Here is a 23,041-nt window from a genome sequence, read left to right as displayed (position 1 = left end):
TCACTCCGGCTTGAACGGGTTCACCGCGAACTGAATCACCCGGTACGGCGCGCTCACCCGCGCTCGCGTGTCCCACTGGCTGACGAAAATTCGAAGCTCATCGAGGGTGGATCCGGGCGAGATGTACCCGCCATACGGTTGCGCGAGCCGGTTGTCGTAGGGGGGCGGCAGGCTTTCCGCCGGCTCGGGCCACTCGTCGTGCTGCACCACCGTCGTCACCGGCGCGGTGCCCAGCGACGTCGGGTCGTTGGCCACCCGGACCTCCATGTTTCCCGTGCTGGCATTGAAATACGACAGCACCGCCTTGCCGTCGATCTGCCGGATGCACATCTCGCCCACCTGGTCGGGCCACAGCGGTGTCGGCGGCTTGTTCCACCCGCCGTCGGGTCCGGCCGCCCAGCCCTGCCACCGGGACCTGTCGGTGAACGACTGCGGCGTGGCCCGATACAGCACCACCGGGCGGCGGCGGGTGAAGCTGTTGGCGACGATGTACACCCACCCGCTCGGCGAATCGGGCGTGGGGACCGGGTCGTAGTACCCGCTGATCTGCGTCTGCGAGCCGTCCTGATACGAAGCGACGCGCCGGGAGCCTGGGACCGTCTGCCAGCCGGCGCGCACCGGTTCGGCCGCGACCAGCCGGGAGTTCTGCGGCTCCAGGTCGTGCGTAGTGGTCACCATCAGGTAGTTGCGGCGGTTGATCTCGACCACCCCGGCGGGCAGCTGCGAGTCCCCCGGCGGCGTCGGATCGGCCAACAGCGGCGTATTGATTCCGGTGACGCCGGTGTAGCGGACCCCGGCGGGATCGTCGACCGACGCGGTGTCGACGCGCAACGCGACCGGCGAGTACCAGCCACCGAAGCCGACGCCCTGGCCGGCGAAGCTGTCGCCGCACACCTGCAGCAGCTCGGTGGGGAACGCGACGAACTCGCACAGATCGGTGGCCCCGATGCCGTAGTCGCGGGTGGGGGTCCCGGTGCCGGCCGTCGGGCCGATTCGCAGCACCTGACCCGGGGCCAGCGGCTGCAGCACCGGCTCGGGCTCTGGAGCCGGCGGATCGGCGTGGGCAAGCCAAACAGGCTGGGGCGCAACCAAACACAAAACGCTTAGCAGGGCGGCCCGGGCCGAACTCACCCGGGAACTATAGTTCGGCGGCGAGCAGCTCGGCGATCTGGATGGTGTTCAGCGCCGCGCCCTTGCGCAGATTGTCGCCCGAGACGAACAGCGCCAGCCCCCGCCCGTCCGGGACGCCGGGGTCCTGCCGGATCCGGCCGACCAGCGATTCGTCGACGCCAGCGGCGGCCAGCGGCGTCGGGACGTCGACCAGCTTCACGCCCGGGGCGCCGTCGAGCAGGTCCCGCGCGCGCTCCGGCGACAGCGGCCGAGCGAATTCGGCGTTGATCGACAGCGAGTGCCCGGTGAACACCGGAACCCGCACGCACGTGCCGCTGACCAGCAGTTCGGGGATGCCCAGGATCTTGCGGCTCTCGTGGCGTAGCTTCTGGTCCTCGTCGGTCTCCCCGGATCCGTCGTCCACCAGCGATCCGGCCAGCGGCACCACGTTGAACGCGATCGGCGCGACGTAGGTCTTGGGCGCCGGGAACTCGATCGCGCCGCCGTCGTGCACCAGTTCCTCGGCCTCGCCGACCACCGCGCGCGCCTGCGTCGCCAACTCCTCGACGCCGGCCAACCCGCTGCCCGACACCGCCTGGTAGCTCGAGACCACCAGGCGCACCAGCTGAGCCTCGTCGTGCAGCACCTTGAGCACCGGCATCGCGGCCATGGTGGTGCAGTTCGGGTTGGCGATGATGCCCTTGGGCCGGTTGGCGGCATCGCGGGCGAAGTTGACCTCCGACACGACCAGCGGCACGTCGGGGTCCTTGCGCCACGCCGACGAGTTGTCGATCACCGTGACACCGGCGGCGGCGAATCGCGGCGCCTGCACCAGCGACATCGTCTTGCCGGCGGAAAACAGCGCAATGTCGAGGCCGCTCGGGTCCGCCGTCGCGGCGTCCTCGACCTCGATCTCCTGACCGCGGAAGGGCAGCTTGCGGCCCTGCGAGCGCGACGACGCGAAGAACCGCACCGACGTCGCGGGAAAATCCCGCTCGTCGAGCAGCCTGCGCATCACCTGGCCCACCTGACCGGTGGCACCCACGACACCGAGCGCGACCATCAGCGACCCGTCCCCGCGTACACCCTTGCCTCCTCGTCGCCGCCCAGCCCGAACGCCTCATGCAACGCCACGACGGCCTTGTCCAGTTCCGTGTCGCGGCACAGCACCGAGATCCGGATCTCGGACGTCGAAATCAGCTCGATGTTGACGCCCACCTGGGCCAGCGCCTCACAGAAGGTCGCCGTGACGCCGGGATGGCTGCGCATGCCGGCCCCGATCAGCGACACCTTGCCGATGTGGTCGTCGTACAGCAGCTGGGAAAAGCCGATCTCCTCCTGCAGGGCGTCCAGCTTCGCGACCGCCGTCGGGCCGCTGTCGCGGGAGCAGGTGAAGGTGATGTCGGTCTTGCCGTCCTCGATCTTGGAGACGTTCTGCAGCACCATGTCGATGTTCACGTCGGCGTCGGCGACGGCCCGGAACACCCGGGCCGCGTACCCGGGGATGTCGGGTATGCCGACGACGGTCACCTTGGCCTCGCTGCGGTCGTGCGCGACTCCGGTCAGGATGGGGTCTTCCATGGCTATGTCCTTGATCGATCCGACGACGACGGTGCCTTCTTTGTCCGAGTACGACGACCGGACATGCACCGGAATGTTGTAGCGGCGTGCGTATTCCACGCAGCGCAGCATCAAGACCTTGGCCCCGCAGGCGGCCAGCTCGAGCATCTCCTCGAACGTCACCGTGTCGAGCTTGCGGGCCTTGTGCACGATTCGCGGGTCCGCGCTGAAGATGCCGTCGACGTCGGTGTAGATCTCGCAGACGTCGGCGCCCAGCGCGGCGGCCAACGCGACCGCCGTGGTGTCCGAACCGCCACGGCCGAGCGTGGTGACGTCCCGGGTGTCCTGGCTGACCCCCTGAAACCCGGCTACCAAAACGATCCGGCCCTCGTCGAGTGCCGACTGCAGCCGCGTCGGCGTGACGTCGATGATCTTCGCGTTGCCGTGGGTGCCGGTGGTGATGACGCCCGCCTGCGACCCGGTGAACGACCGGGCGTGCGCGCCGAGCGATTCGATGGCCATGGCCACCAGCGCGTTGGAGATGCGTTCACCGGCCGTCAGCAGCATGTCGAGTTCCCGGGGCGGCGGGACGGGGCACACCTGCTGAGCCAGGTCCAGCAGGTCGTCGGTGGTGTCACCCATCGCGGAGACCACCACGACGACGTCGTTGCCCTGTTTCTTGGTCTCGACGATGCGTTCGGCGACGCGACGGATCCGGTCGGCGTCGGCCACCGAGGATCCGCCGTACTTCTGCACGACGAGCGCCACTGTTGTTCTTTCGGTCCGGAAGGTGATCGGAGGTCCAAAACAGAATACGTGTGGCGGCGCCTCATTTTTTCCGCTGTCGATTCCGCTGCCTCAGCGACCGGGCCGCGAAGCCCTCAGTTGAGGTTGGCGATTACCGCCCACGTGGCGATGGCCGAGCCCAGGGACGTCCAGTAGCCGTAGCGTTTGTAGATCTCGGTGGCCCAGCGCGCCTGGGCTTCGAGGTCGCCGATCTCGGCAGAGACCTGCGGGTCGCTGGCATTGCGAATCGAGCACCACTGGGGCGGGTCCGCAAGATCGGCGAGGGCCAGCGGCAATGTGGCATCGTCCATCTCCTCCGTCCGGGCGCCGGGGTAGTTGTGGACGATCCCGAACGAGTCGCTGGTGTTGGCGAAGCCGAAGTAGTCGACGGTTTCCACCCCGCCCAGGGGACCGCCAAAGGTCAGCCTCGGCGGGCGGGTGACCAGCGGATGCAGCCGTCCCGCGTTCGGGGCCACCAGGGCATCGAAGGCGGACGCGTGCCCGCCGCCCCACAGCCCCGGCCCGGTGAAGAGTCGCTGGGCCCAGGGCTTGTCCTTGAATGCCTTGGCGCAGTTGAACTTGGCGTTGGTGACGACGAAGACGTCGCCGAGCTGGGTGGCCGTCCCGATGCCTCCCGCGGTTCCGGTGGTGATGACCAGCTTCGGCTGGGCTTCGCTCACCATTTGCCGCCACAGCGCCACGATCGGCGCCGAAACGGCGTCGGTGGCCAGGTGCAGCTCCGACTTCACCGCCAGCGCGTCGACGTTGCCGATCCGGACCCGGGCCACATAGCCCAGGCAGCCGGCCTCGCGGGCCGGCGAACGCGCCGTGAGTTCGGTCTGGAAGCTCTCCCAGCGATGGGCGTAGGGCATCCAGCTCGCCCGCGGCATTCCCGGGGTCAGCACGTCAGCGAGGGCCTGCCCCTCGGCCGCCGTCCAGGTCACCACCAGGACGTCGCAGGACGGCAGCGGCGCGTCGGCCGGGCGGCCATAGGGGGCGCCGCGCGGCGCCAGCCCATCCGGCCACGGGATGGGGGCGGGCGCCTCGTGGGGCACCCGGTACGTGATGCGTTCGAGGAGGAGATCGTTGCTTACCTGTGCTATCGACATGGCCGGAGTTCCCTTCGAGCTGCTGCATCACGTCCGGGTGCGTTGTGCGGTGAGGTGCTACGGCGAAACCATCTGGATCGCCCAGAAGTCGCTCGCCAAGTGCGCCCCGTTGATGGGCGAGCTATCGGAGCTGGCCTTGGAACCGGTCAGATACTCGTAGGGCAGGTAGAAGTATCCGTGGTCGCCCCACGACGGTCCCCACGAGTTGCGAACGATCAAGTGGCTCTTGGGATCCGAGTAGCCGACGGCGACTACGGCATGGCCGCCGACCGTGGCCTCACCCCGTTTGGGCATGGGCACCACACCCGTTTGAGCGACGGGCTGCGATTCGAAACTCTGGTACACGGTAAACCCGAAAACGACGGGCAGATTCGAGGCGATCGCATCCTTGAGGTCTCCCAACGTCTGGATCGCCTCGTATTGCACCGCCTTGTCCTTCTTCGCGGCGACGTAGCAACGCTTCGGCGGTTTCACCGTGAACACACCGATGTCGTACGGCCACAACGTTTCCGGGCAAACGCCCTCGCGGTTCACTACCTTGATGCCGTCCCTGATGACCGCGCCCGAGTCGCTGGACACGGTTCCTTCGAGCGCGCGTTCGTTGTAGTAGATGAACAACCGCGAAGGGACAAAATCGGATAGGCCCTGCCGATCCCGCTCGTACTCCATCGCGGCGGCGATGGCATTTCCGGTGCACGATCCGAGCTGTCCCTGGTCGTAGACCGCTGGCATCGACGGACGCAGGTCGTACTCGCTGGGCGGCAGGTCCCTAAGCCTGGCGGTGTACACCATGTCGCGCGCATCCGGGAGCTGTGGGCGCCAGCCGAAACCGCGAACGTGACTCCAGTCTTGTGCCTGCGCGTCGCCTTTGACGCGGCTTTTGACGTGGCTGGTCTCTTGCAAAGTGGTCATTGCAACCTCCAAATCTCCTGTGGTGCGTCGACCGTAGGAGCCCAGACCTAGGGACGGCATGCGTAGTGCACCACCTGATTTCTCGGCCAACTACGCCATCCCGACGAGTAGGCCCCGCGCCGAGTTCGGTCGAGCAGGCCGGTCGGCGGATCGCCGAGGAAGACACAGGTAGCCCGCTACTCGTGCCCCCGGTGGCAGGTCCTCCGCATTGTTGGGGGTAAAGACGTTGTGGGAGTCGTCGTCGAGTCCGAGGGGTGCGACGACTCGGCCGGGACGCTAGCGGAGGAGCGATGCACGAGGCGGCGTTGCGCAAACAGGTGCTGCGGAGAGTCCGCTCGGGCGAGAAGGTGTCCACGATTGCGGCCAACAGCGGCGTCAGCGCCTCCACGGTATATAGGTGGAAGCGCGAAAGTGGCTGTGTCGCAACGAAACCGCGCGCCGCACTGCCGTCGGCCGAGGGCTACGTGGGGGACATCACCGGCCCGGGCATCACCGACACGTGGGGTGTTACCTGCACCGACCTGGGCGTTTGCGCGGTGGCGCCCAACGGCAAGCTGGTATCGGTGTTCGGGGATACCTTCTCGGGCCGCACCGTTGGACAGGGTGATTGGCGCGCTCCGGTCGCGCTGGTCGGCAGCGGGGACGCCAACGATCAGATCCGCTATGAGTACGCGGGCGGCGCCGACCCGAACTATGCGCGGCAGTTGTGGCCCTACGTCCACGACGGCGCGCCGTGGAACCGGGGCGGGATCAGCACCGTGATTCCGTCCGACGTCCTGGTCGTCGGGCAGACGATGTACCTGCATGCCATCGTCAACCGCGGCTTCGGGAACGTGATCTGGACCGGGATCTGGGCCTCCGTGGATAACGGCGTCAGCTGGCGGCGGATGGGCGCCCGGGCAAGGTTTCCCGCATCGCTGCACAACGGCTGCGCGCAGCTGTGGTCGTGGGACTACAACCCCGACGACGGCTGGGTGTACGTCGTTTCCACGGGGTTCCAGCGAGACAAGGGCGTAATCCTGCGCCGCGTGCGTCCGGGCGATATCGGCGACAGGACCAAATACTCCGGCTGGGGCTGGGCCGACAACCAGTGGGCGTGGGGCAACGCACCCACGCCCATCACGCCGCCGGCCGAAACGTGGGGCGAGCTGACCTTGCGCAGGCTCGATACCGGCACCTGGATCCTGGGCGGCTTCCTGTCCTCGGGATACGCATTGGGGTACCGCACGATCGACTCGCCGACCGCCAATCTGTACGAAGCCGAGGTCCAGACGCCGGTGGTCGGGACAACCTGGGACGCCCAAGACCTCGCGGCCAATAAGGTCGCCCAACTGTACGGCGGATATGTTCTGCCCGGCTCACGGCTGGACGTTCAGGGCGGCGTCGGCCTGGTGGTGTCGCAGTGGAACACCGCGACGGGGTGGCCGTACCGGACGATGCAGTTCAGGGTCACACTCAAGGACACCACGGCCCACGACGCTCGATTTCGGTCGCCGGGCCGAGCGCGGTAGAGTGCTCTACGTGCAGCGGGTGCTCCTCCTCGGACGCCGCGACGGGGTCTGATCCAGACCGGCTTCCCGTCGCGGGCGTTCGCGATGCGCCGGTCTGAGGTTCCTTCTGACACCCCCGGAGCAACTACCGTGACAAGTTTTTCCCAGCCTTCCGGTCCCGACGCCTATACGTCGGCGCGGACCGTCGTCCAACCCGCGGGCCCACCCGCACCCGGTCAGCCCGTGTGGAATCCCCAACGTGGTTCGTCGATGCCGATCAATCGGTACCGACCGTTCTTCGAGGAGGTCGAGCCCATTCGGCTCGCCGACCGCAGCTGGCCCGACCGCGTCACCGACACCGCACCGCTGTGGTGCGCGGTGGATCTGCGCGACGGCAACCAGGCGCTGATCGACCCGATGAGCCCGGCCCGCAAGCGCCGCATGTTCGACCTGCTGGTGCGCATGGGCTACAAGGAGATCGAGGTCGGGTTCCCGTCGGCCAGCCAGACCGATTTCGACTTCGTCCGCGAAATCATCACCGCCGGCGCCGTTCCCGACGACGTCACCATCCAGGTGCTGACCCAGTGCCGACCGGAACTGATCGAGCGCACGTTCGAGGCGTGCGAGGGCGCGTCGCGGGCCATCGTGCACTTCTACAACTCGACGTCAATCCTGCAGCGGCGCGTGGTCTTTCGCGCCGACCGCGCCGCGGTGCAGGCCATCGCGACCGACGGCGCGCGCAAGTGCGTCGAGCAGGCCGCCAAATACCCGGGCACCCAGTGGCGGTTCGAGTATTCGCCGGAGTCCTACACCGGCACCGAACTCGAGTACGCCAAGGATGTGTGCGACGCCGTCGGCGAAATCATCGGACCCACACCGGACAACCCGATCATCTTCAACCTGCCCGCCACCGTGGAGATGGCGACGCCCAACGTCTACGCCGACTCGATCGAGTGGATGAGCCGCAACCTGGCCAACCGCGAGTCCGTCATCCTGAGCCTGCATCCGCACAACGACCGCGGAACCGCAGTCGCCGCAGCCGAATTGGGCTATCAGGCCGGCGCGGACCGCATCGAGGGCTGCCTGTTCGGCAACGGGGAACGGACCGGCAACGTGTGCCTGGTGACGCTCGGGCTGAACCTGTTCTCCCGCGGCGTGGACCCGCAGATCGACTTCTCCAACATCGACGAGATCCGCCGCACAGTGGAGTACTGCAACCAGCTGCCGGTGCACGAGCGTCACCCCTACGGCGGGGACCTGGTGTACACCGCGTTCTCCGGCAGCCATCAGGACGCCATCAACAAGGGCCTGGATCAGATGAAGATCGACGCGGACGAAGCGGACTCCGACGTCGAGGACATGCTCTGGCAGGTGCCGTATCTGCCGATCGACCCGAAGGACGTCGGGCGTACCTACGAGGCGGTGATCCGGGTCAACTCGCAGTCCGGCAAGGGCGGGGTGGCCTACATCATGAAGGCGGACCACGGCCTGGCCCTGCCGCGGCGTCTGCAGATCGAGTTCTCCCAAGTGATCCAGAAGATCGCCGACGGCGAGGGCGGTGAGGTCTCGCCGAAGGAGATGTGGGACGCGTTCTCCGAGGAGTACCTCGCCCCGGTGCGGCCGCTGGAGCGGATGAAGCAGCGAGTCGACACCTCCGAGGAGGACGGCGGTCCGACCAGCATCGCCGCGACCGTCAAGATCAACGGGGTCGAGACCGAGATCACCGGCGTCGGCAACGGCCCGCTGGCCGCTTTCGTCCACGCGCTGGGCAAGGTCGGGTTCGAGGTGGCCGTCCTGGACTACTCCGAGCACGCGATGAGCTCCGGCGACGACGCGCAGGCCGCGGCCTACGTCGAGGCGTCGGTGGGCGGCCGGACCGTGTGGGGTGTAGGCATCGCGCCGTCGATCACGACGGCGTCGCTGCGGGCCGTGGTGTCAGCGGTCAATCGCGCCTCCCGCAATTAACCCGCTCAGAACAGCGCGAGCTGTTCGTCGACGGTGGTGACGTCGACGAATTCCTCCATGTTGGTGCCGCCGAGGACACCGCGCAGGGAGTCCATGAACTGCGCATCGGTCACGACGGGCACGCCCAGCTTGCGGGCCAGAAAGCCCTTGCCCTGCTCGGGTGCGACGTCGTTGCACACCACCAGCGAGGTCTCCAGGTCGACAGTGTCGCTGTAGGCCAGCCCGGCATGCAGGATCCGCTCGACGAGTTCCTCGTGGGTCCGGCGCACCTCGGCCGCCAGCGCCACCCGCATGCCCTGCACCAGCGGCCTGCCCGGGTCGTAGGGCCCCGGGTTCAAATACGGGCAGGGCATCCGGGAAGCCAGCACCTTCAGTGGCCGCAGCTCGTCGTGGGTCACCCGGCCGTTCGGCCAGCGGCGGCGGGTCACCGGACGCACCGGCAGCCAGATGTCGCGTTCGCGCGCCCGCGCCAGCGCCGACGCCAGCACCCCGGTCAGCACCATCGCGTCATCGAAGGCGTCGTGCGGCCGCTCCTGCGTCACGCCCCAGTGCGCCGCGAGCGTCTCCAGCCGCAGATTGTCGATGCCGAGGTCAAGGCGGCGGGCCAGCTCGACCGTGCACATGACGCTGTCGACCGGCAGTTCGGCCTCGGCGAGCTCCGCCTCCGCGGCGAGAAATGCGTAGTCGAAGGCGACGTTGTGGGCCACCAGCGTGCGGCCCCGCAGCACCTCGATCACGTCGCCGGCGACGTCGCGGAACTGCGGCTGGTCCTCCAGCATCGCGGCGGTCAGGCCGTGCACGTGGGTGGGCCCGGGGTCCACCCCCGGGTTCAGCAGGCTGACGACGGATTGCTCGACGTTGCCGTCGGCGTCGAGGCCCAGCGCGGCGAGGCTGATGATCCGCGCCTGACCTGGGCGAAAGCCCGATGTCTCGACGTCGATGACGGCCCAACCCCCGTCCGGCTCGCTTGCCGGGCGACCCCAGGACACCCCGTTCATAGCCTGAGGATTGCACGTCGGACCGACATCACCGGTTCGCTGCGCGCCGTGTCGTCAACTAAATCGATGAGGGCGACCCGCGGCACCCGGCGCCGAGCGCCGCGCTTGCGATCGCCCTTAAACTGCGCGGGTGGTCACCACCCGCGCACGCCTGGCACTCGCCGCAGGAGCGAGCGCGCGGTGGGCGTCGCGGGTCACCGGGCGCGGGGCCGGCGCGATGATCGGCGGCCTGGTCGCCATGACGCTCGACCGCTCGATCCTGCGTCAGCTCGGCGCGGGCCGGCGCACCGTCGTCGTCACCGGAACCAACGGCAAGTCCACCACCACCCGGATGACCGTCGCGGCCTTGGGCACGCTCGGCGCCGTCGCAACCAACGCCGAGGGCGCCAACATGGACGCCGGCCTGATCGCCGCACTGGCAGCCAACCGCGACGCGCCGCTCGCGGTCCTGGAAGTCGACGAGATGCACGTGCCGCACGTCTCCGATGCGGTGGAACCCAGCGTCATCGTGCTGCTCAACCTGTCGCGCGACCAGCTGGACCGGGTAGGCGAGATCAACGTGATCGAACGCACGCTGCGCGCCGGCCTGGCCCGGCACCCGCGCGCGGTCGTGGTCGCCAACTGCGACGACGTCCTGATGACGTCGGCCGCCTACGACAGCCCGAACGTGGTGTGGGTGGCCGCGGGTGGGGCGTGGGCGAACGACTCGGTGAGCTGTCCGCGCAGCGGCGAGGTCATCGTCCGCGAGCACGGCCACTGGTATTCGACCGGCGCCGACTTCAAGCGGCCCAGCCCGCAGTGGTGGTTCGACGACGAGACGTTGTACGGGCCCGACGGCGTGGCCCTGCCGATGCGGTTGACGCTGCCGGGCGCGGTGAATCGCGGCAACGCCGCCCAGGCCGTGGCCGCCGCCGTGGCGCTGGGCGCGGACCCGGCCCGGGCCGTCGCGGCCGTCTCGGCGGTCGACGAGGTCGCCGGGCGCTACCGCACGGTCCGCGTCGGCGCGCACGATGCGCGGATCCTGCTGGCGAAGAATCCGGCGGGCTGGCAGGAGGCGCTGTCGATGGTGGACAAGCACGCGGCTGGCGTGGTCATCGCGGTCAACGGGCAGGTGCCCGACGGCGAGGACCTGTCCTGGCTCTGGGACGTGCGCTTCGAGCATTTCGAGGACACCCAGGTAGTCGCCGCCGGGGAACGCGGCACCGACCTGGCGGTGCGGCTGGGATATGCCGGCGTCGACCACACCCTGGTGCACGACACCGTGGCGGCCATCGCGTCGTGCCCGCCGGGGCGGGTGGAGGTCGTCGCCAACTACACCGCGTTCCTTCAGCTGCAGCGGGCATTGGCGCGCCATGGCTGACTCGAGCGTGCGGATCGGGCTGGTGCTGCCCGACGTGATGGGCACCTACGGCGACGGCGGCAACGCCCTGGTGCTGCGCCAGCGGCTGCGGTTGCGCGGCATCGACGCCGAGATCGTCGAGATCACGCTGGCCGATCCGGTGCCGGAATCCTTGGACCTCTACACGCTGGGCGGGGCCGAGGACTACGCGCAGCGGCTGGCCACCAGGCACCTCATCCGGCACCCCGGACTGCAGCGCGCGGCGGACCGCGGCGCACCCGTGCTGGCGATCTGCGCGGCCATCCAGGTGCTCGGGCACTGGTACGAGACATCGGCCGGGGAACGGGTCGAAGGGGTGGGCATGCTGGATTTGACGACAGCACCGCAGGACAAGCGCACCATCGGCGAGCTGGTGACCAAGCCGTTGCTGGCCGGCCTGACCCAGCGCCTCACGGGCTTCGAAAACCACCGCGGCGGAACGGTTTTGGGGGCCGCGGCCGCACCGTTGGGCGCGGTGGTCAAGGGCGCGGGCAACCGGGCCGGCGACGGCATGGACGGCGCGGTCCAGGGCAGTGTGGTCGCCACGTACATGCACGGGCCGTGCCTGGCCCGCAACCCGGAGCTGGCCGACCTGCTGCTGAGCAAGGTGGTGGGCGAGCTGGAACCGCTGCAGCTGCCCGAGGTGGAGCTGCTGCGCCGCGAACGACTGGCGGTGCGCTAACCATGCGCGCGAAGATCAGCCCGCGGCTGGCCGCCGGCGCAGCTCTGCTCGGCGCTGCCGTGTTCGTCGCTTCGCCGACACCGGCGCACGCCGACTACGACGTCCCGAATGGCCGGTACAACGTGCTCTACCAGGACAGCGACAAACCGACCGCCTGGCTTTTCGTCCCATGCGGCTCGGACTGCACCCTGGCGACCTCGCAAGATGGCGGGACGTTTGTCATCAGCTGGGAATTCCACCTCGCCAACGGGCGATGGACGCACAGCGGCACGGCCCAGGCGCGGTGCCCAAACGGCGCATCGGCCCCGGTGAACGTCATTTACAGCTTCGATGCGGTGTCGCTTGCCGGCGAAGGCCTGACGACGACGTCGGACGGGTGCGGTGACGAGCCGGGCAAGACCTTTACGAGGTCATTCCAATTGAGCAAGGTCTGAGGGACGTCAGGCCATGGCCCGGCGGCCGGTGAGTGCGCGGCCCAGCGTCAGCTCGTCGGCGAACTCCAAGTCGCCGCCCATCGGCAGCCCGGACGCGATCCGCGTCACGGTCAGGCCGGGGATGTCGCGCAGGATCCGCACCAGATAGGTCGCGGTCGCCTCGCCCTCGGTATTCGGGTCGGTGGCGATGATCACCTCGGTGATGTCGACATCGTCGACCCGTTCACCGATCCGGCTCACCAGCTCGCGGATCCGCAGCTGATCGGGGCCGACGCCGGACAGCGGATCGAGCGCACCGCCCAAAACGTGGTAACGGCCACGGAATTCGCGGGTGCGCTCGACGGCCTGGATGTCCTTCGGCTCCTCGACCACGCACACCACCGACGCGTCGCGACGGGTATCGGAACAGATCCGGCACCGCTCGTCGTCGGAGACGTTGCCGCACACCGCACAGAACCGCACGCCGTCGCGAACCTTCGCCAGCACGGCGCTCAGCCGGTCGATATCCGCGGGTTCGACGGACAGCAGGTGGAAGGCGATGCGCTGCGCGCTCTTGGGTCCGATACCCGGCAGCTTGCCGAGCTCGTCGATCAAATCCTGGACGGGTCCCTCGAACATGGCGTTGGGAAGTTCAGAGCCCCGGCATTTGCGTCGGCGGCGCCGGCGGCTGTCCGGGCGGGCCACCCAAGCCGCCGGCCAGCGAGCCCAGCTGCTCCTGCGCCATCGCGGTGACCTGCTTGGAAGCGTCGGCCATGGCGCCGACGATCAGGTCCTGCAGCGTTTCGACGTCCGCGGGGTCGACGACCTTCGGATCGATCTTCACCCCGATCACCTCGCCGCTGCCCTTGACGATGACCTCGACCAGGCCGCCGCCGGCGTGCCCGTGCACCTCGGAGTTCGCGAGCCGTTGCTGCGCTTCCATGAGCTTTTGCTGCATCTGCTGCGCCTGGGCGAGCAGCGCCGACATGTCGCCTCCGGGTTGCATGACAATCCCCTCGCATCTTGGTCTCGAGTTGGTTTCGCCTGTGGATGTCGGGCGATTCGAAACACTCAGCGTAGACCGCGCGACGTTACCTTTGCGCCGTGGACCTACGAGTGAGCAGGCGTGTCGGGATCAAAATGACGATCGGCGCGCTGGTTGCCGCGTCGACGGCGGTGATGCCCAGCGCGTGGGGAGTCCCCGCCAACATCGCCGGCATGGTCGTGTTCATCGATCCCGGCCACAACGGCTCCAACGACGCGTCCATCACGCATCAGGTGCCCACCGGCCGCGGCGGCACCAAGGACTGCCAGACCAGCGGGACGTCGACCAACTCCGGCTACATGGAACACACCTTCACCTGGGACACCGCGCTTCGGGTCCGCGCCGCGTTGAACGCGCTCGGCGTCCGCACCGCCATGTCCCGCAACAACGACACGGGCGTGGGGGCGTGTGTCGACGCGCGCGCGGCCGCGGCCAACGCGTTGCGCCCCAACGCGATCCTGAGCATCCATGCCGACGGCGGCCCGCCATCCGGGCGGGGGTTCCACGTCAACTATTCGGCCCCGCCGCTCAACCAGGCGCAGGCCGGGCCGTCGGTGCAGTACGCCCGAATCATGCGCGATCAGTTGCAGGCGTCGGGCATTCCGCCCTCCAACTACATTGGCCAGGACGGACTCTACGGGCGGTCGGATCTGGCCGGCCTGAACCTGGCGCAGTATCCGTCGATCCTGGTCGAGTGCGGCAACATGAAGAATCCCGTGGATTCGGCGCTGATGGAGTCGCCCGAAGGCCGGCAGAAGTACGCCGACGCGCTGGTCCGCGGCGTCGCGGGGTTCCTGGCCACCCAGGGCCAGGCGCGCTAGCTTTCGAGTTCCTTTTTCAGGTTGGCCAGCACCTCGGCCTGGATCTTCTTCAGACCCAGTGGCGCAAAGGTCTTTTCGAAGAATCCCTTGACGCCGCCCGCACCGGTCCAGCTGGTCTTCACGGTGACGCTGGATCCCGGGCCCGCGGGAGCCACCGTCCAGTTGGTGACCATGGACGAGTTTGCGTCCTTCTCGATGACGGTGTGGCCGGCGACGTCGACGTTCACCTGTACATCGCGGACCCGTGATTTGGTCGCCTGCAGCCGCCACTTGGCAACCGTTCCGGCGCCCTGCCCGCCTTGGGTGACCTGGTACTCGCTGTACTGCGGGGACAGGATTTTCGGGCGAACGTTCTGATAGTCCGCAACCGCGGCCAGCGTGGCCTCCGGCTCGGCGTTGATCAAGATCGTGCTGGCCGCGCTCACCTGGCCCATCAGGCGCAACTCCTCTTTCCGATGCCGCCCCGCGCGGGTGCACGGGCTGTTTCCGAAGACTAGGGTATATGTGGTGCCAAGCCCTGGATCTGCACTCTCGGCTCACACATCGGGCGTTGATCGGTTGATGGCGAGTTATCGGTCCATCCCAGCAACGTCCGCGGTCCGGCTCGCCAAGCCCAGCTCAAATCTGTTCCGCGCCCGCACCAAACGTGACGCGCCTGGCCTGGACACCTCGGGGCTGACTCAGGTGCTCGGCATCGATCCGGACGCCCGCACCGCCGACGTCGCGGGCATGTGCACCTATGAGGACCTGGTGGCCACGACCCTGCCGTACGGGCTTTCGCCGCTGGTGGTGCCGCAGCTGAAGACCATCACCCTCGGCGGCGCGGTCAGTGGCCTGGGTATCGAGTCGGCGTCGTTCCGCAACGGTCTGCCCCACGAATCGGTGCTGGAGATGGATATCCTCACTGGCGCTGGCGAATTGGTCACCGCGTCCCGCGGACAGCACGCCGAACTTTTCCGCGCTTTTCCCAATTCCTATGGGACGCTTGGGTATTCGACGAGGCTCCGCATCGAGCTGGAGCCGGTGGCGCCGTTTGTGGCGCTGCGCCACATCCGGTTCCGCTCGTTGCCCGACCTGGTCGCCGCGATGGAACGCATCATCGACACCGGCGGGCAGGGCGGCACCGAAGTGGACTACCTCGACGGCGTGGTATTCAGCGCCGACGAAAGCTATCTGTGCGTCGGCAGGCGGACCGCCACCCCCGGCCCGGTCAGCGACTACACCGGCAAAGACATCTACTACCGCTCGATCCAGCACGACGCGCCGGGCATCGAAGCCACCAAAGACGATCGGCTGACGATTCACGACTACTTCTGGCGCTGGGACACCGATTGGTTTTGGTGTTCCCGCGCGTTCGGCGTGCAGAATCCCCGATTGCGCCGCTGGTGGCCGCGCCGCTACCGGCGCAGCAGCGTCTACTCGAAGCTCGTCGCGCTGGACCAGCGCTTCGGCATCGCCGACCGCATCGAGGCGCGCAACGGTCGTCCGGCGCGGGAACGGGTGGTGCAGGACGTCGAGGTGCCGATCGAGCGGGTCGTCGACTTCTTGGATTGGTTCGGCGAGAACGTGCCCATCACACCGATCTGGTTGTGCCCGTTGCGGCTTCGCGATCACGAAGGCTGGCCGCTGTATCCCATGCGACCCGACCACACCTACGTCAACATCGGGTTCTGGTCCTCGGTGCCGGCCAGTGACCCCGCCGAGGGCGCAACCAACCGGGCCATCGAGGCGAAGGTAAGTGAGCTCGACGGGCACAAGTCGCTGTACTCCGACTCCTTCTACACCCGCGAGGAGTTTGACGAACTCTACGGTGGGGAGGCCTACAAGACAGTCAAAAAGACCTACGATCCCGATTCGCGTCTCCTCGACCTCTATGCAAAGGCGGTGCAACGGCGATGACAACGACACGAGAGCCCGAACGCCCCACCAAGTCGGGCAAATTGAGCATGGCGGAGATCCTGGAGATCTTCACCGCCACCGGGGGACAGCCGCTGAAGTTCACCGCGTACGACGGCAGCACCGCCGGCAGCGACGAAGCCGAGCTGGGCCTGGATCTGCGGTCGTCCCGCGGTGCCACCTACCTGGCGACGGCCCCCGGCGAACTCGGCCTGGCCCGCGCCTACGTCTCGGGTGATCTGCAGGCGCACGGCGTGCACCCCGGCGATCCGTACCCGCTGCTCAAGGCGCTGACCGACCGGGTCAACTTCAAGCGTCCGTCGGCGCGGGTGCTCGCCAACGTGGTCCGCTCGATCGGCGTCGAGCATCTGTTGCCGATCGCGCCGCCGCCGCAGGAGGCGCCGCCCCGGTGGCGGCGGGTCGCCGACGGCGTGCTGCACAGCAAGACCCGGGACGCCGAGGCGATCCATCATCACTACGACGTGTCCAACACCTTCTACGAATGGGTGCTGGGCCCGTCGATGACCTACACCTGCGCGGTCTATCCCACCGCCGACGCGACGCTGGAAGAGGCCCAGGACAACAAGTACCGGCTGATCTTCGAAAAGCTGCGGCTGCAACCGGGCGACCGGCTGCTCGACGTCGGCTGCGGCTGGGGCGGCATGGTGCGCTACGCCGCGCGCCGCGGTGTCCGGGCGGTCGGCGCCACCCTGTCGGCCGAGCAGGCGAAGTGGGCGAAAAACGCGATCGAGGCCGAAGGGCTCGCGGAGCTGGCCGAGGTCCGGCACTCCGACTACCGCGACGTGGGTGAGGCGGGGTTCGACGCCGTTTCCTCCATCGGGCTGACCGAGCACATCGGCGTCAAGAACTACCCCGCCTATTTCGGCTTCCTGAAGTCGAAGCTGCGCACCGGCGGGCTGCTGCTCAATCACTGCATCACCCGGCACGACAACAAGTCGACCCCCTTCGCCGGCGGGTTCACCGACCGCTACGTGTTCCCGGACGGGGAGCTGACCGGTTCGGGCCGCATCGTCACCGACATTCAGGACGCCGGTTTCGAGGTGTTGCACGAGGAGAACTTCCGGCATCACTACGCCATGACGCTGCGTGACTGGTGCCGCAACCTGGTCGAGCACTGGGACGAGGGGGTCGAGGAGGTCGGGTTGCCCACGGCCAAGGTGTGGGGCTTATACATGGCGGCGTCACGAGTGGCCTTCGAGCGCAACAACCTTCAACTGCATCACGTGCTGGCGGCCAACGTCGACGAATGGGGCGACGACGAGCTGCCGCTGCGGCCGTGGTGGCAGCCGTGACCCGAAAGGGATCAGCCGCCGTCGATGCGGCGCGCGCCCAACTCGTTCTGTAACAGCTCGAGCGCGGCCTCTTCGGGGTCGCGGCGCGGCGCCGACGGCTCGTCGCGCCCCGCTTCGGCGAGCATGTGTTCCTCTTCGTCCCGCTGAGCCGAATCCGCTTGGGCGGGCTCGTCCGCGGGGGGATCCGGTTTGGCGGGCGGCGGGGCGCTCGGCCCGGGTTCCGCCGCGCCGACCTCACAACGCACTCGCCAGTTCACCCCCAGCGCGTCCTTGAGCGCTTCGGCGATGACGTCGGCGTTGCGCTGTTCGGACAGCCGCTTGGCCAGCGGCGCCGAGGCGTGGGTGAGCACCAACGTGTTGTCCTCGATCGCCCGGACGGTGGCCCCGGCGAGCATCACCTCGGTGGTGCGGCTGCGCTGGCGCACCTTGTCCCGCACCGTCGGCCACATGGTTCGCACCGCGGACGCGTTGAGTTCGCCTGGGGCAGAGGCTGATTCAGGGACCGCTTCAGGGACCGGCTCGGGCGCGGCTTCGGGTGGCGGCGGTGGAGCCGGTTCCGGGACCGGGGCGGGCTTGGGCGCCGCTGCCCGCTTGGGCGGCGGGCTGGGCGCGGCGGCCCGCGGCGGGGCCGGCGGCGCGGCGGTCGCCTCTGACGCCGGGATGGAAACGCCCAGCCGGGTCTCGATCCGCTCGACGCGTTGCAGCAGCGCCGCCTCGGCATCGCTGGCCGAGGGCAGCAGCAGTCGCGCGCAGACCACTTCGAGCAGCAGGCGTGGCGCCGTCGCGCCGCGCATCTCCCCTAGCCCCGCCTGCACCACCTCGGCGTAGCGCGTCAGCGCCGCCGGCCCGATGCGCGCCGCTTGCTCGCGCATCCGATCCAGCACGTCCTCGGGGGCGTCCACCACGCCGCGGCTCGCCGCATCCGGAACCGCTTGCAGCACAATGAGATCGCGGAACCGCTCCAGCAAATCGGTGGCGAAGCGCCGCGGGTCGTGGCCGGCGTCGATCACCGACTCGACCGCACCGAACAATGCGGCCGCATCCGAAGCAGCCAGCGCGTCGACGGCGTCGTCGATCAAGGCGACATCGGTGGCGCCCAGCAGGCCCAGCGCCCGCTGATACGTCACGTGCTGGCCCTCGGCCCCGGCCACCAACTGGTCCAGCACCGACAGCGTGTCGCGCGGCGAACCGCCGCCGGCGCGGATCAGCAACGGATACACCGCATCGTCGACGACGACGCCCTCCTGCTCGCAGATCCGCCCGACCAGCGCCCGCATGGTGCGTGGCGGCAACAACCGGAAGGGGTAGTGATGGGTGCGCGAGCGGATCGTCGGCAGCACCTTCTCCGGTTCGGTGGTGGCGAAGATGAAGATGAGGTGTTCGGGGGGTTCCTCGACGATCTTGAGCAGCGCGTTGAAGCCCGCCGTCGTCACCATGTGCGCCTCGTCGACGATGAACACCCGGTAGCGCGACTGCGCCGGCGCATAGAACGCGCGGTCGCGCAGCTCGCGGGTGTCGTCGACGCCGCCGTGGCTGGCCGCGTCGAGCTCCACCACATCGATGCTGCCCGGTGCGTTGGGCGCCAGCGCCACGCAGGATTCGCACACGCCGCACGGGTTGGCCGTCGGCCCCTGCGCACAATTCAACGACCGGGCCAGGATGCGCGCGGACGACGTCTTGCCACAGCCGCGCGGCCCGGAGAACAGATACGCATGGTTGATCCGGCCGGCTTCCAGGGCGATGGACAGCGGTTCGGTGACGTGCTCCTGCCCCACCACTTCGGCGAAGGTTGCCGGTCGATACTTGCGGTAGAGGGCCACGCTCAGCAGGCTACCGACGCCCGGTGACTCGGGCCCGACTGGCCGTCAGCGCACACTCGACGCGGACGGTGCCAGGTTCAGCATCGACTCCGAGGCCGCCAGCAGCGCGCACGTCGCCAGCCCGTCAACGGCGGCACGCAGGTCCGGTATCGACGGGAAAGTGGGTGCGACGCGGATGTTCTTGTCGTCCGGGTCTTTCCGATACGGGAAGGACGCGCCAGCCTCGGTGACCGCGATACCGGCGTCCTTGGCCAGGGCGACGGTCCGCCGCGCCGTGCCGGGCCACACGTCGAGGCTGATGAAGTATCCGCCCTTGGGTTCGGTCCACGAGGCGATCTTGGATTCGCCCAGCCGCTGATCCAGGATTTCCAGCGCCAACGCAAATTTCGGCGCCAGGATCTGCTGATGCCGCATCATCTGCAGGCGGACCCCGTCGGCATCGCCGAAAAAGCGCAGATGCCGCAGCTGGTTGACCTTGTCCGGTCCGATCGACTTCTTCCCCGCGTACTGCAGATACCAGGCGATGTTGCCCAACGAACCGCCCAGGAAACTGACGCCGGCGCCGGCGAAGGTGATCTTCGAGGTCGACGCGAACACATACGGCCGGTGCGGGTTGCCGGCCTTGGCCGCCAGCCCGAGGACGTCGACCTGGCGGACGAAGTCGTGGGTCAGGGTGTGGACCGCGTACGCGTTGTCCCAGAACAATCGGAAGTCGGGCGCGGCTGTCCGCATCTGGATTAGTCGGCGAGCCGTTTCCCACGAATAGGTGACGCCGGTCGGGTTGGCGAAGACCGGTACCGCCCACATCCCCTTGATCGCGGGATCCACGGCGACCAGTTCTTCGATGAGGTCGATGTCGGGACCGTCGGGCAGCATCGGGATCGGAATCATCTCGATGCCCATGGTCTCGGTGAGGTTGTGGTGCCGGTCGTAGCCGGGGACGGGACACAGGAACTTGACGCTCGGCTCGTCCTTCCACGGCCGTGGCGAGTCCACGCCGCCGTGCAGCAACGAGAAGACGACGATGTCGTGCATCAGCTCCAGGCTGGAGTTGTTACCCGCGATCAGGTTGGGCACCGGAATGCCGAGCAGCTCGCCGAATATCGCCCGCAATTCCGGCAGCCCGTGCTGGCCGAGGTAGTTGCGGGTGTCGGTGCCCTCCTCGTCGCGGTAGTCGTCCTCTCCAGGCAGGGTCAGCAGCCGGTTGGACAGGTCCAGCTGCTCTTCGGACGGCTTGCCGCGGGTGAGGTTCAGCGACAGCTTCATGGCCTGCAGCTCCGCGTACTGCTGCTGGTGGCGCGCGTGCAGGGCCGCTAGCTCGTCATGGCTGAGGGAATCGAACGCCACCAGGGGACCTTTCGCTGATCGCACGAGCTTCGGGGTCATGAATGCCCCCGGACATAGGGGACCCCGCGCACCCGACAGAGCCCATTGACCCTTGCTGCCTTCCGGCCCTGGGGGAGTTCACAGGATAGACGCCGCGCGGGGTCCATCGCGAGTGTAATACCTGGCCCGGAGTAACCCACGTGCAACCGGTGGGGGCCGTAGCGCACTCGGCTACCATGGCCACGGAGGATTCGCCTAGTGGCCTATGGCGCTCGCCTGGAACGCGGGTTGGGTTAATAGCCCTCGCGGGTTCAAATCCCGCATCCTCCGCCAGCTAGTCCCCGGTGCGGCCGAGGACTCACCATCAGCATGAGGAGGCGTATGGGGCGCAAGGTCGCCATACCGTGGCACTTGTTGTTTTCGATCGGTGCCGGCGTCCTCTATTTCTTCTGCGTGCTGCCCCGCTGGTACGAGCTGACGGGCGAGATGACGCGCGGACTGGGGATGGCGGGCCGCATCGCGTCGGGCGCGCTCATCGGGCTGGCCGCGCTGCCGGTGGTGTTCACCCTGCTGCGCACCCGCAAGCCGGAGCTGGGCACCCCGCAGCTGGCGCTGTCCATGCGGGTCTGGTCGATCGTGGCCCACGTGCTGGCGGGCGTGCTGATCGTCGGTACCGCGATCAGCGAGATCTGGCTCAGCCTGGACTCCGCGGGGCGGTATCTGTTCGGCATCTACGGCGCCGCCGCCGCGATCGGCCTGCTCGGAATCTTCGCCTTCTACCTGTCGTTCGTCGCCGAATTGCCGCCGCCACCGCCGAAACCGATCAAGGCGAAGAAGCCCAAGAAGCGTCGTCGCAAGAAGGACGAGGAGACCGACGAAGCCGCCGAGGACACCGAGGCAGCGGAGTCCGAGGCCGACGAAGAAGCCGAAGAGCCCGAAGACGAGGCCGAAGAATCCGAAGAAGCCGAGACGGTCGAGCCGGTCGCGGAAACCGAAGAAACCGCGGAAACCGAAGAAGCTGAAGAGCCAGTCGAGGCCGGGGAAGCCGAAGAGCCCGCCGCCACCGAAAAAGCCGAAGAGGCAGCGACGGAAGAGCCGGCCGCCGAGGAGACCTCGGGCGGGCTGCGCAATCGCCGCCCCACCGGCAAGGGCACCCACCGCATGCGCCGCCGGCGCACCCGCGGCGGCGTCGCGGTCGACGACGAATAACTCAGCGGCGCCGTAAGCGCTCGAGCGAGTCGGCGATGCGCGTCCGGGTCTGCTCGGCACCCCACAGCTCACGCACCTCGCGGTCGATCTCGCCGGCCTCGCCGATCCGCGCCAGAACGGGCGCCCTCAGCTGGGCTTTGGTGTGCCGATAGGCGTCGGGCGAGATCTCACCCAGGCCCGACGCCTCCGCCACGGCCGCCCCGACGAGATCGTCGGCGACGACGCGGTGGGCAAGTCCGCTGGCGACAGCGTCGCCGCCGCGATAGAGGCCGCCGCCGAGCAGCACCTCCTCCGCGTGATCGCCGCACGCGTGACGGATGACCTCGAGCGCGGCGGCCGGGAACGGCACCCCGACGCGGACCTCCGTCGCCCCGATCTGCGCGTCCGGGCCGATCAGGCGGCGGTCGCACGCACATGCCAGCACGCATCCGCCCGCGATCGCGGCGCCGTTGATCGCGGCGACGGTCGGCCCGGGGTAGCCGAACAGCGCGACGAACGCGTCGGACAGCGCGGGGATCAACCGCTCGGCGTAGTCGGCCCCGCCCTGCAGCACGCGGTTGAGGTCGACCCCGGCGCAGAACACCCGGCCCGCGCCGGTGACGACGAGCGGGCCGGCGCCCGAATCCCACAGCTCGCCGACGGCGGCGGTCAGCTCCTCCAGTAGCTCGACATCGAGGGCGTTGACCCGGCCCGAAGACAGGGCCAGCACCCGCACCGTTCCGACGGTCTGGATCTCGATCATTGCGGCCGGCCGACTATGACGACGGGAATGTCGGTGTTCTCGTCGGTGTGATAGCTCGCGCACACGCGGTGGTAGCCGTCGGCGATCTGCAACGGAACGCCGGTGGCGAAGTCGCCGCGGACCAGCAGGATGGGCGAGAGCGGTTCACCCTTTTTGATCTTGGAGAGATCGGACGCGACGTGTGGATTGTCCACCGGCAGCAGGCTCAGCTGGGCGGCCCGCAGTATGTCCTTGGCCTTCTTGTGCACAACGTCGGAGGTCTGCAGGCTATAGGTCAGCTCTTCGACGGTGTGCGGGTCGGCGAGCAAGGCGAGATAGTCGGCCGCGGCCGGAAAGTCATGGGCCTCAGGCTTTCCCAGCCATTTCACCTTCGGCAACGGCTGCCTCCGTTCGTAGGGCCACGTCGAGGCAGCCTACCGGTTGCACCGAAAAATTGGGATCGGTAGCAATTCGGGCGTTCTGTACT

Annotated in this window: 22 protein-coding genes, 1 tRNA gene and 1 other RNA gene; 10 read left to right on the top strand and 14 right to left on the bottom strand. The window is 68.3% G+C overall.

The features are described 5' to 3' along the window. The 5 genes from A5747_RS14390 to A5747_RS14370 form a co-directional block, all read right to left on the bottom strand. Entirely contained in the window at positions 1 to 1,131 is a 1,131-nt protein-coding gene (locus A5747_RS14390) for a DUF4185 domain-containing protein (RefSeq protein WP_076125268.1), read from the bottom strand. 7 nt (positions 1,132 to 1,138) lie between these two features. After that, positions 1,139 to 2,173 carry an aspartate-semialdehyde dehydrogenase gene (locus A5747_RS14385; RefSeq protein ID WP_076125266.1) on the bottom strand — a complete coding sequence of 345 codons (1,035 nt, stop codon included), beginning with the start codon at positions 2,171 to 2,173 and terminating at the stop codon, positions 1,139 to 1,141. Then, complete coding sequence (locus tag A5747_RS14380) at positions 2,173 to 3,438, bottom strand: aspartate kinase (protein WP_076115624.1); 1,266 nt, start codon at positions 3,436 to 3,438, stop codon at positions 2,173 to 2,175. The genes A5747_RS14385 and A5747_RS14380 overlap by 1 nt, the downstream gene beginning before the upstream one ends. A gap of 113 nt (positions 3,439 to 3,551) precedes the next feature. Next, a complete protein-coding gene (locus tag A5747_RS14375; RefSeq protein WP_076125264.1) occupies positions 3,552 to 4,565 on the bottom strand; it encodes a hypothetical protein in 1,014 nt (337 codons plus the stop codon). Positions 4,566 to 4,622: 57 nt separating this feature from the next. Continuing rightward, a complete protein-coding gene (locus tag A5747_RS14370; RefSeq protein ID WP_083667679.1) occupies positions 4,623 to 5,477 on the bottom strand; it encodes a C1 family peptidase in 855 nt (284 codons plus the stop codon). Between the two features lie 290 nt (positions 5,478 to 5,767). On the opposite strand from A5747_RS14370, the gene A5747_RS14365 reads away from it, so the two are divergent. Next, positions 5,768 to 6,988 carry a DUF4185 domain-containing protein gene (locus tag A5747_RS14365; RefSeq protein ID WP_076125262.1) on the top strand — a complete coding sequence of 407 codons (1,221 nt, stop codon included), beginning with the start codon at positions 5,768 to 5,770 and terminating at the stop codon, positions 6,986 to 6,988. A gap of 84 nt (positions 6,989 to 7,072) precedes the next feature. Continuing rightward, entirely contained in the window at positions 7,073 to 8,932 is a 1,860-nt protein-coding gene (gene leuA, locus A5747_RS14360) for a 2-isopropylmalate synthase (protein ID WP_233148047.1), read from the top strand. A 5-nt stretch (positions 8,933 to 8,937) separates the two neighbouring features. Here leuA and A5747_RS14355 read toward each other — a convergent pair whose 3' ends face one another. Then, positions 8,938 to 9,930 carry a DEDDh family exonuclease gene (locus A5747_RS14355; protein WP_076125258.1) on the bottom strand — a complete coding sequence of 331 codons (993 nt, stop codon included), beginning with the start codon at positions 9,928 to 9,930 and terminating at the stop codon, positions 8,938 to 8,940. A gap of 130 nt (positions 9,931 to 10,060) precedes the next feature. On the opposite strand from A5747_RS14355, the gene A5747_RS14345 reads away from it, so the two are divergent. Genes A5747_RS14345 through A5747_RS14335 form a run of 3 tightly spaced genes read left to right on the top strand, consistent with a single transcriptional unit; the run spans position 10,061 to position 12,424 of the window. After that, positions 10,061 to 11,290, top strand: a complete 1,230-nt coding sequence (locus A5747_RS14345) for a Mur ligase family protein (RefSeq protein ID WP_076125256.1) — start codon at positions 10,061 to 10,063, stop codon at positions 11,288 to 11,290. Next, positions 11,283 to 11,990, top strand: coding sequence for a type 1 glutamine amidotransferase (locus tag A5747_RS14340; RefSeq protein WP_076125254.1), 708 nt, complete (start codon positions 11,283 to 11,285; stop codon positions 11,988 to 11,990). Before A5747_RS14345 ends, A5747_RS14340 begins: the two co-directional genes overlap by 8 nt. 2 nt (positions 11,991 to 11,992) lie before the next feature. Continuing rightward, positions 11,993 to 12,424 (top strand): hypothetical protein, encoded by a 432-nt coding sequence (locus A5747_RS14335; RefSeq protein WP_076125252.1) that lies wholly within the window; start codon positions 11,993 to 11,995, stop codon positions 12,422 to 12,424. Between the two features lie 6 nt (positions 12,425 to 12,430). On the opposite strand, the gene recR is transcribed toward A5747_RS14335, so the two are convergent. Together recR and A5747_RS14325 are read right to left on the bottom strand one after the other, a co-directional pair. After that, positions 12,431 to 13,042, bottom strand: coding sequence for a recombination mediator RecR (recR, locus tag A5747_RS14330; protein WP_076125251.1), 612 nt, complete (start codon positions 13,040 to 13,042; stop codon positions 12,431 to 12,433). A gap of 13 nt (positions 13,043 to 13,055) precedes the next feature. After that, positions 13,056 to 13,409, bottom strand: coding sequence for a YbaB/EbfC family nucleoid-associated protein (locus A5747_RS14325; RefSeq protein ID WP_076125249.1), 354 nt, complete (start codon positions 13,407 to 13,409; stop codon positions 13,056 to 13,058). A gap of 98 nt (positions 13,410 to 13,507) precedes the next feature. Here A5747_RS14325 and A5747_RS14320 point away from each other — a divergent pair, with 98 nt between their 5' ends. Beyond that, positions 13,508 to 14,269, top strand: coding sequence for an Rv3717 family N-acetylmuramoyl-L-alanine amidase (locus A5747_RS14320; RefSeq protein ID WP_198938190.1), 762 nt, complete (start codon positions 13,508 to 13,510; stop codon positions 14,267 to 14,269). Here the strand turns inward: A5747_RS14320 and A5747_RS14315 are convergent. Continuing rightward, positions 14,266 to 14,703 carry an SRPBCC family protein gene (locus tag A5747_RS14315; protein WP_076059553.1) on the bottom strand — a complete coding sequence of 146 codons (438 nt, stop codon included), beginning with the start codon at positions 14,701 to 14,703 and terminating at the stop codon, positions 14,266 to 14,268. The two genes, A5747_RS14320 and A5747_RS14315, sit on opposite strands and share 4 nt — an antisense overlap. Positions 14,704 to 14,830: 127 nt before the next feature. Between A5747_RS14315 and A5747_RS14310 the strand changes: the two genes are divergently transcribed. Together A5747_RS14310 and A5747_RS14305 are read left to right on the top strand one after the other, a co-directional pair. Continuing rightward, positions 14,831 to 16,168, top strand: a complete 1,338-nt coding sequence (locus tag A5747_RS14310) for an FAD-binding oxidoreductase (RefSeq protein WP_198938189.1) — start codon at positions 14,831 to 14,833, stop codon at positions 16,166 to 16,168. Beyond that, the gene (locus tag A5747_RS14305) at positions 16,165 to 17,478 is read left to right on the top strand and encodes a class I SAM-dependent methyltransferase (RefSeq protein WP_198938188.1); all 1,314 of its coding nucleotides are present in this window, start codon (positions 16,165 to 16,167) and stop codon (positions 17,476 to 17,478) included. The genes A5747_RS14310 and A5747_RS14305 overlap by 4 nt, the downstream gene beginning before the upstream one ends. Before the next feature lie 11 nt (positions 17,479 to 17,489). On the opposite strand, the gene A5747_RS14300 is transcribed toward A5747_RS14305, so the two are convergent. The 3 genes from A5747_RS14300 to ffs form a co-directional block, all read right to left on the bottom strand. Continuing rightward, entirely contained in the window at positions 17,490 to 19,298 is a 1,809-nt protein-coding gene (locus tag A5747_RS14300) for a DNA polymerase III subunits gamma/tau (RefSeq protein WP_076125245.1), read from the bottom strand. Between the two features lie 45 nt (positions 19,299 to 19,343). Further along, positions 19,344 to 20,645, bottom strand: coding sequence for an aminotransferase class I/II-fold pyridoxal phosphate-dependent enzyme (locus A5747_RS14295; protein ID WP_139333093.1), 1,302 nt, complete (start codon positions 20,643 to 20,645; stop codon positions 19,344 to 19,346). A gap of 51 nt (positions 20,646 to 20,696) precedes the next feature. Then, an RNA gene (gene ffs / locus A5747_RS14290) (signal recognition particle sRNA small type) lies at positions 20,697 to 20,793 on the bottom strand. A 75-nt stretch (positions 20,794 to 20,868) separates the two neighbouring features. Between ffs and A5747_RS14285 the strand changes: the two genes are divergently transcribed. Both A5747_RS14285 and A5747_RS14280 read left to right on the top strand, forming a co-directional pair. After that, positions 20,869 to 20,957, top strand: a tRNA-Ser gene (locus A5747_RS14285). A 48-nt stretch (positions 20,958 to 21,005) separates the two neighbouring features. Further along, on the top strand, positions 21,006 to 21,833 hold the full coding sequence (locus A5747_RS14280; protein WP_076125243.1) for a hypothetical protein: 828 nt from the start codon (positions 21,006 to 21,008) through the stop codon (positions 21,831 to 21,833). A gap of 1 nt (position 21,834) precedes the next feature. On the opposite strand, the gene A5747_RS14275 is transcribed toward A5747_RS14280, so the two are convergent. Continuing rightward, on the bottom strand, positions 21,835 to 22,575 hold the full coding sequence (locus A5747_RS14275; RefSeq protein WP_076125242.1) for an enoyl-CoA hydratase/isomerase family protein: 741 nt from the start codon (positions 22,573 to 22,575) through the stop codon (positions 21,835 to 21,837). Then, complete coding sequence (locus A5747_RS14270; RefSeq protein ID WP_076059465.1) at positions 22,572 to 22,952, bottom strand: hypothetical protein; 381 nt, start codon at positions 22,950 to 22,952, stop codon at positions 22,572 to 22,574. Before A5747_RS14270 ends, A5747_RS14275 begins: the two co-directional genes overlap by 4 nt. Positions 22,953 to 23,041: the final 89 nt, after the last annotated feature.

This window comes from Mycobacterium sp. IS-836 (genome assembly GCF_001954275.1).
Classification (GTDB): Bacteria; Actinomycetota; Actinomycetes; order Mycobacteriales; family Mycobacteriaceae; genus Mycobacterium.
The sequence above is the reverse complement of the archived record's forward strand: the minus strand, read 5'-3'. Positions and strand labels throughout refer to the sequence as shown.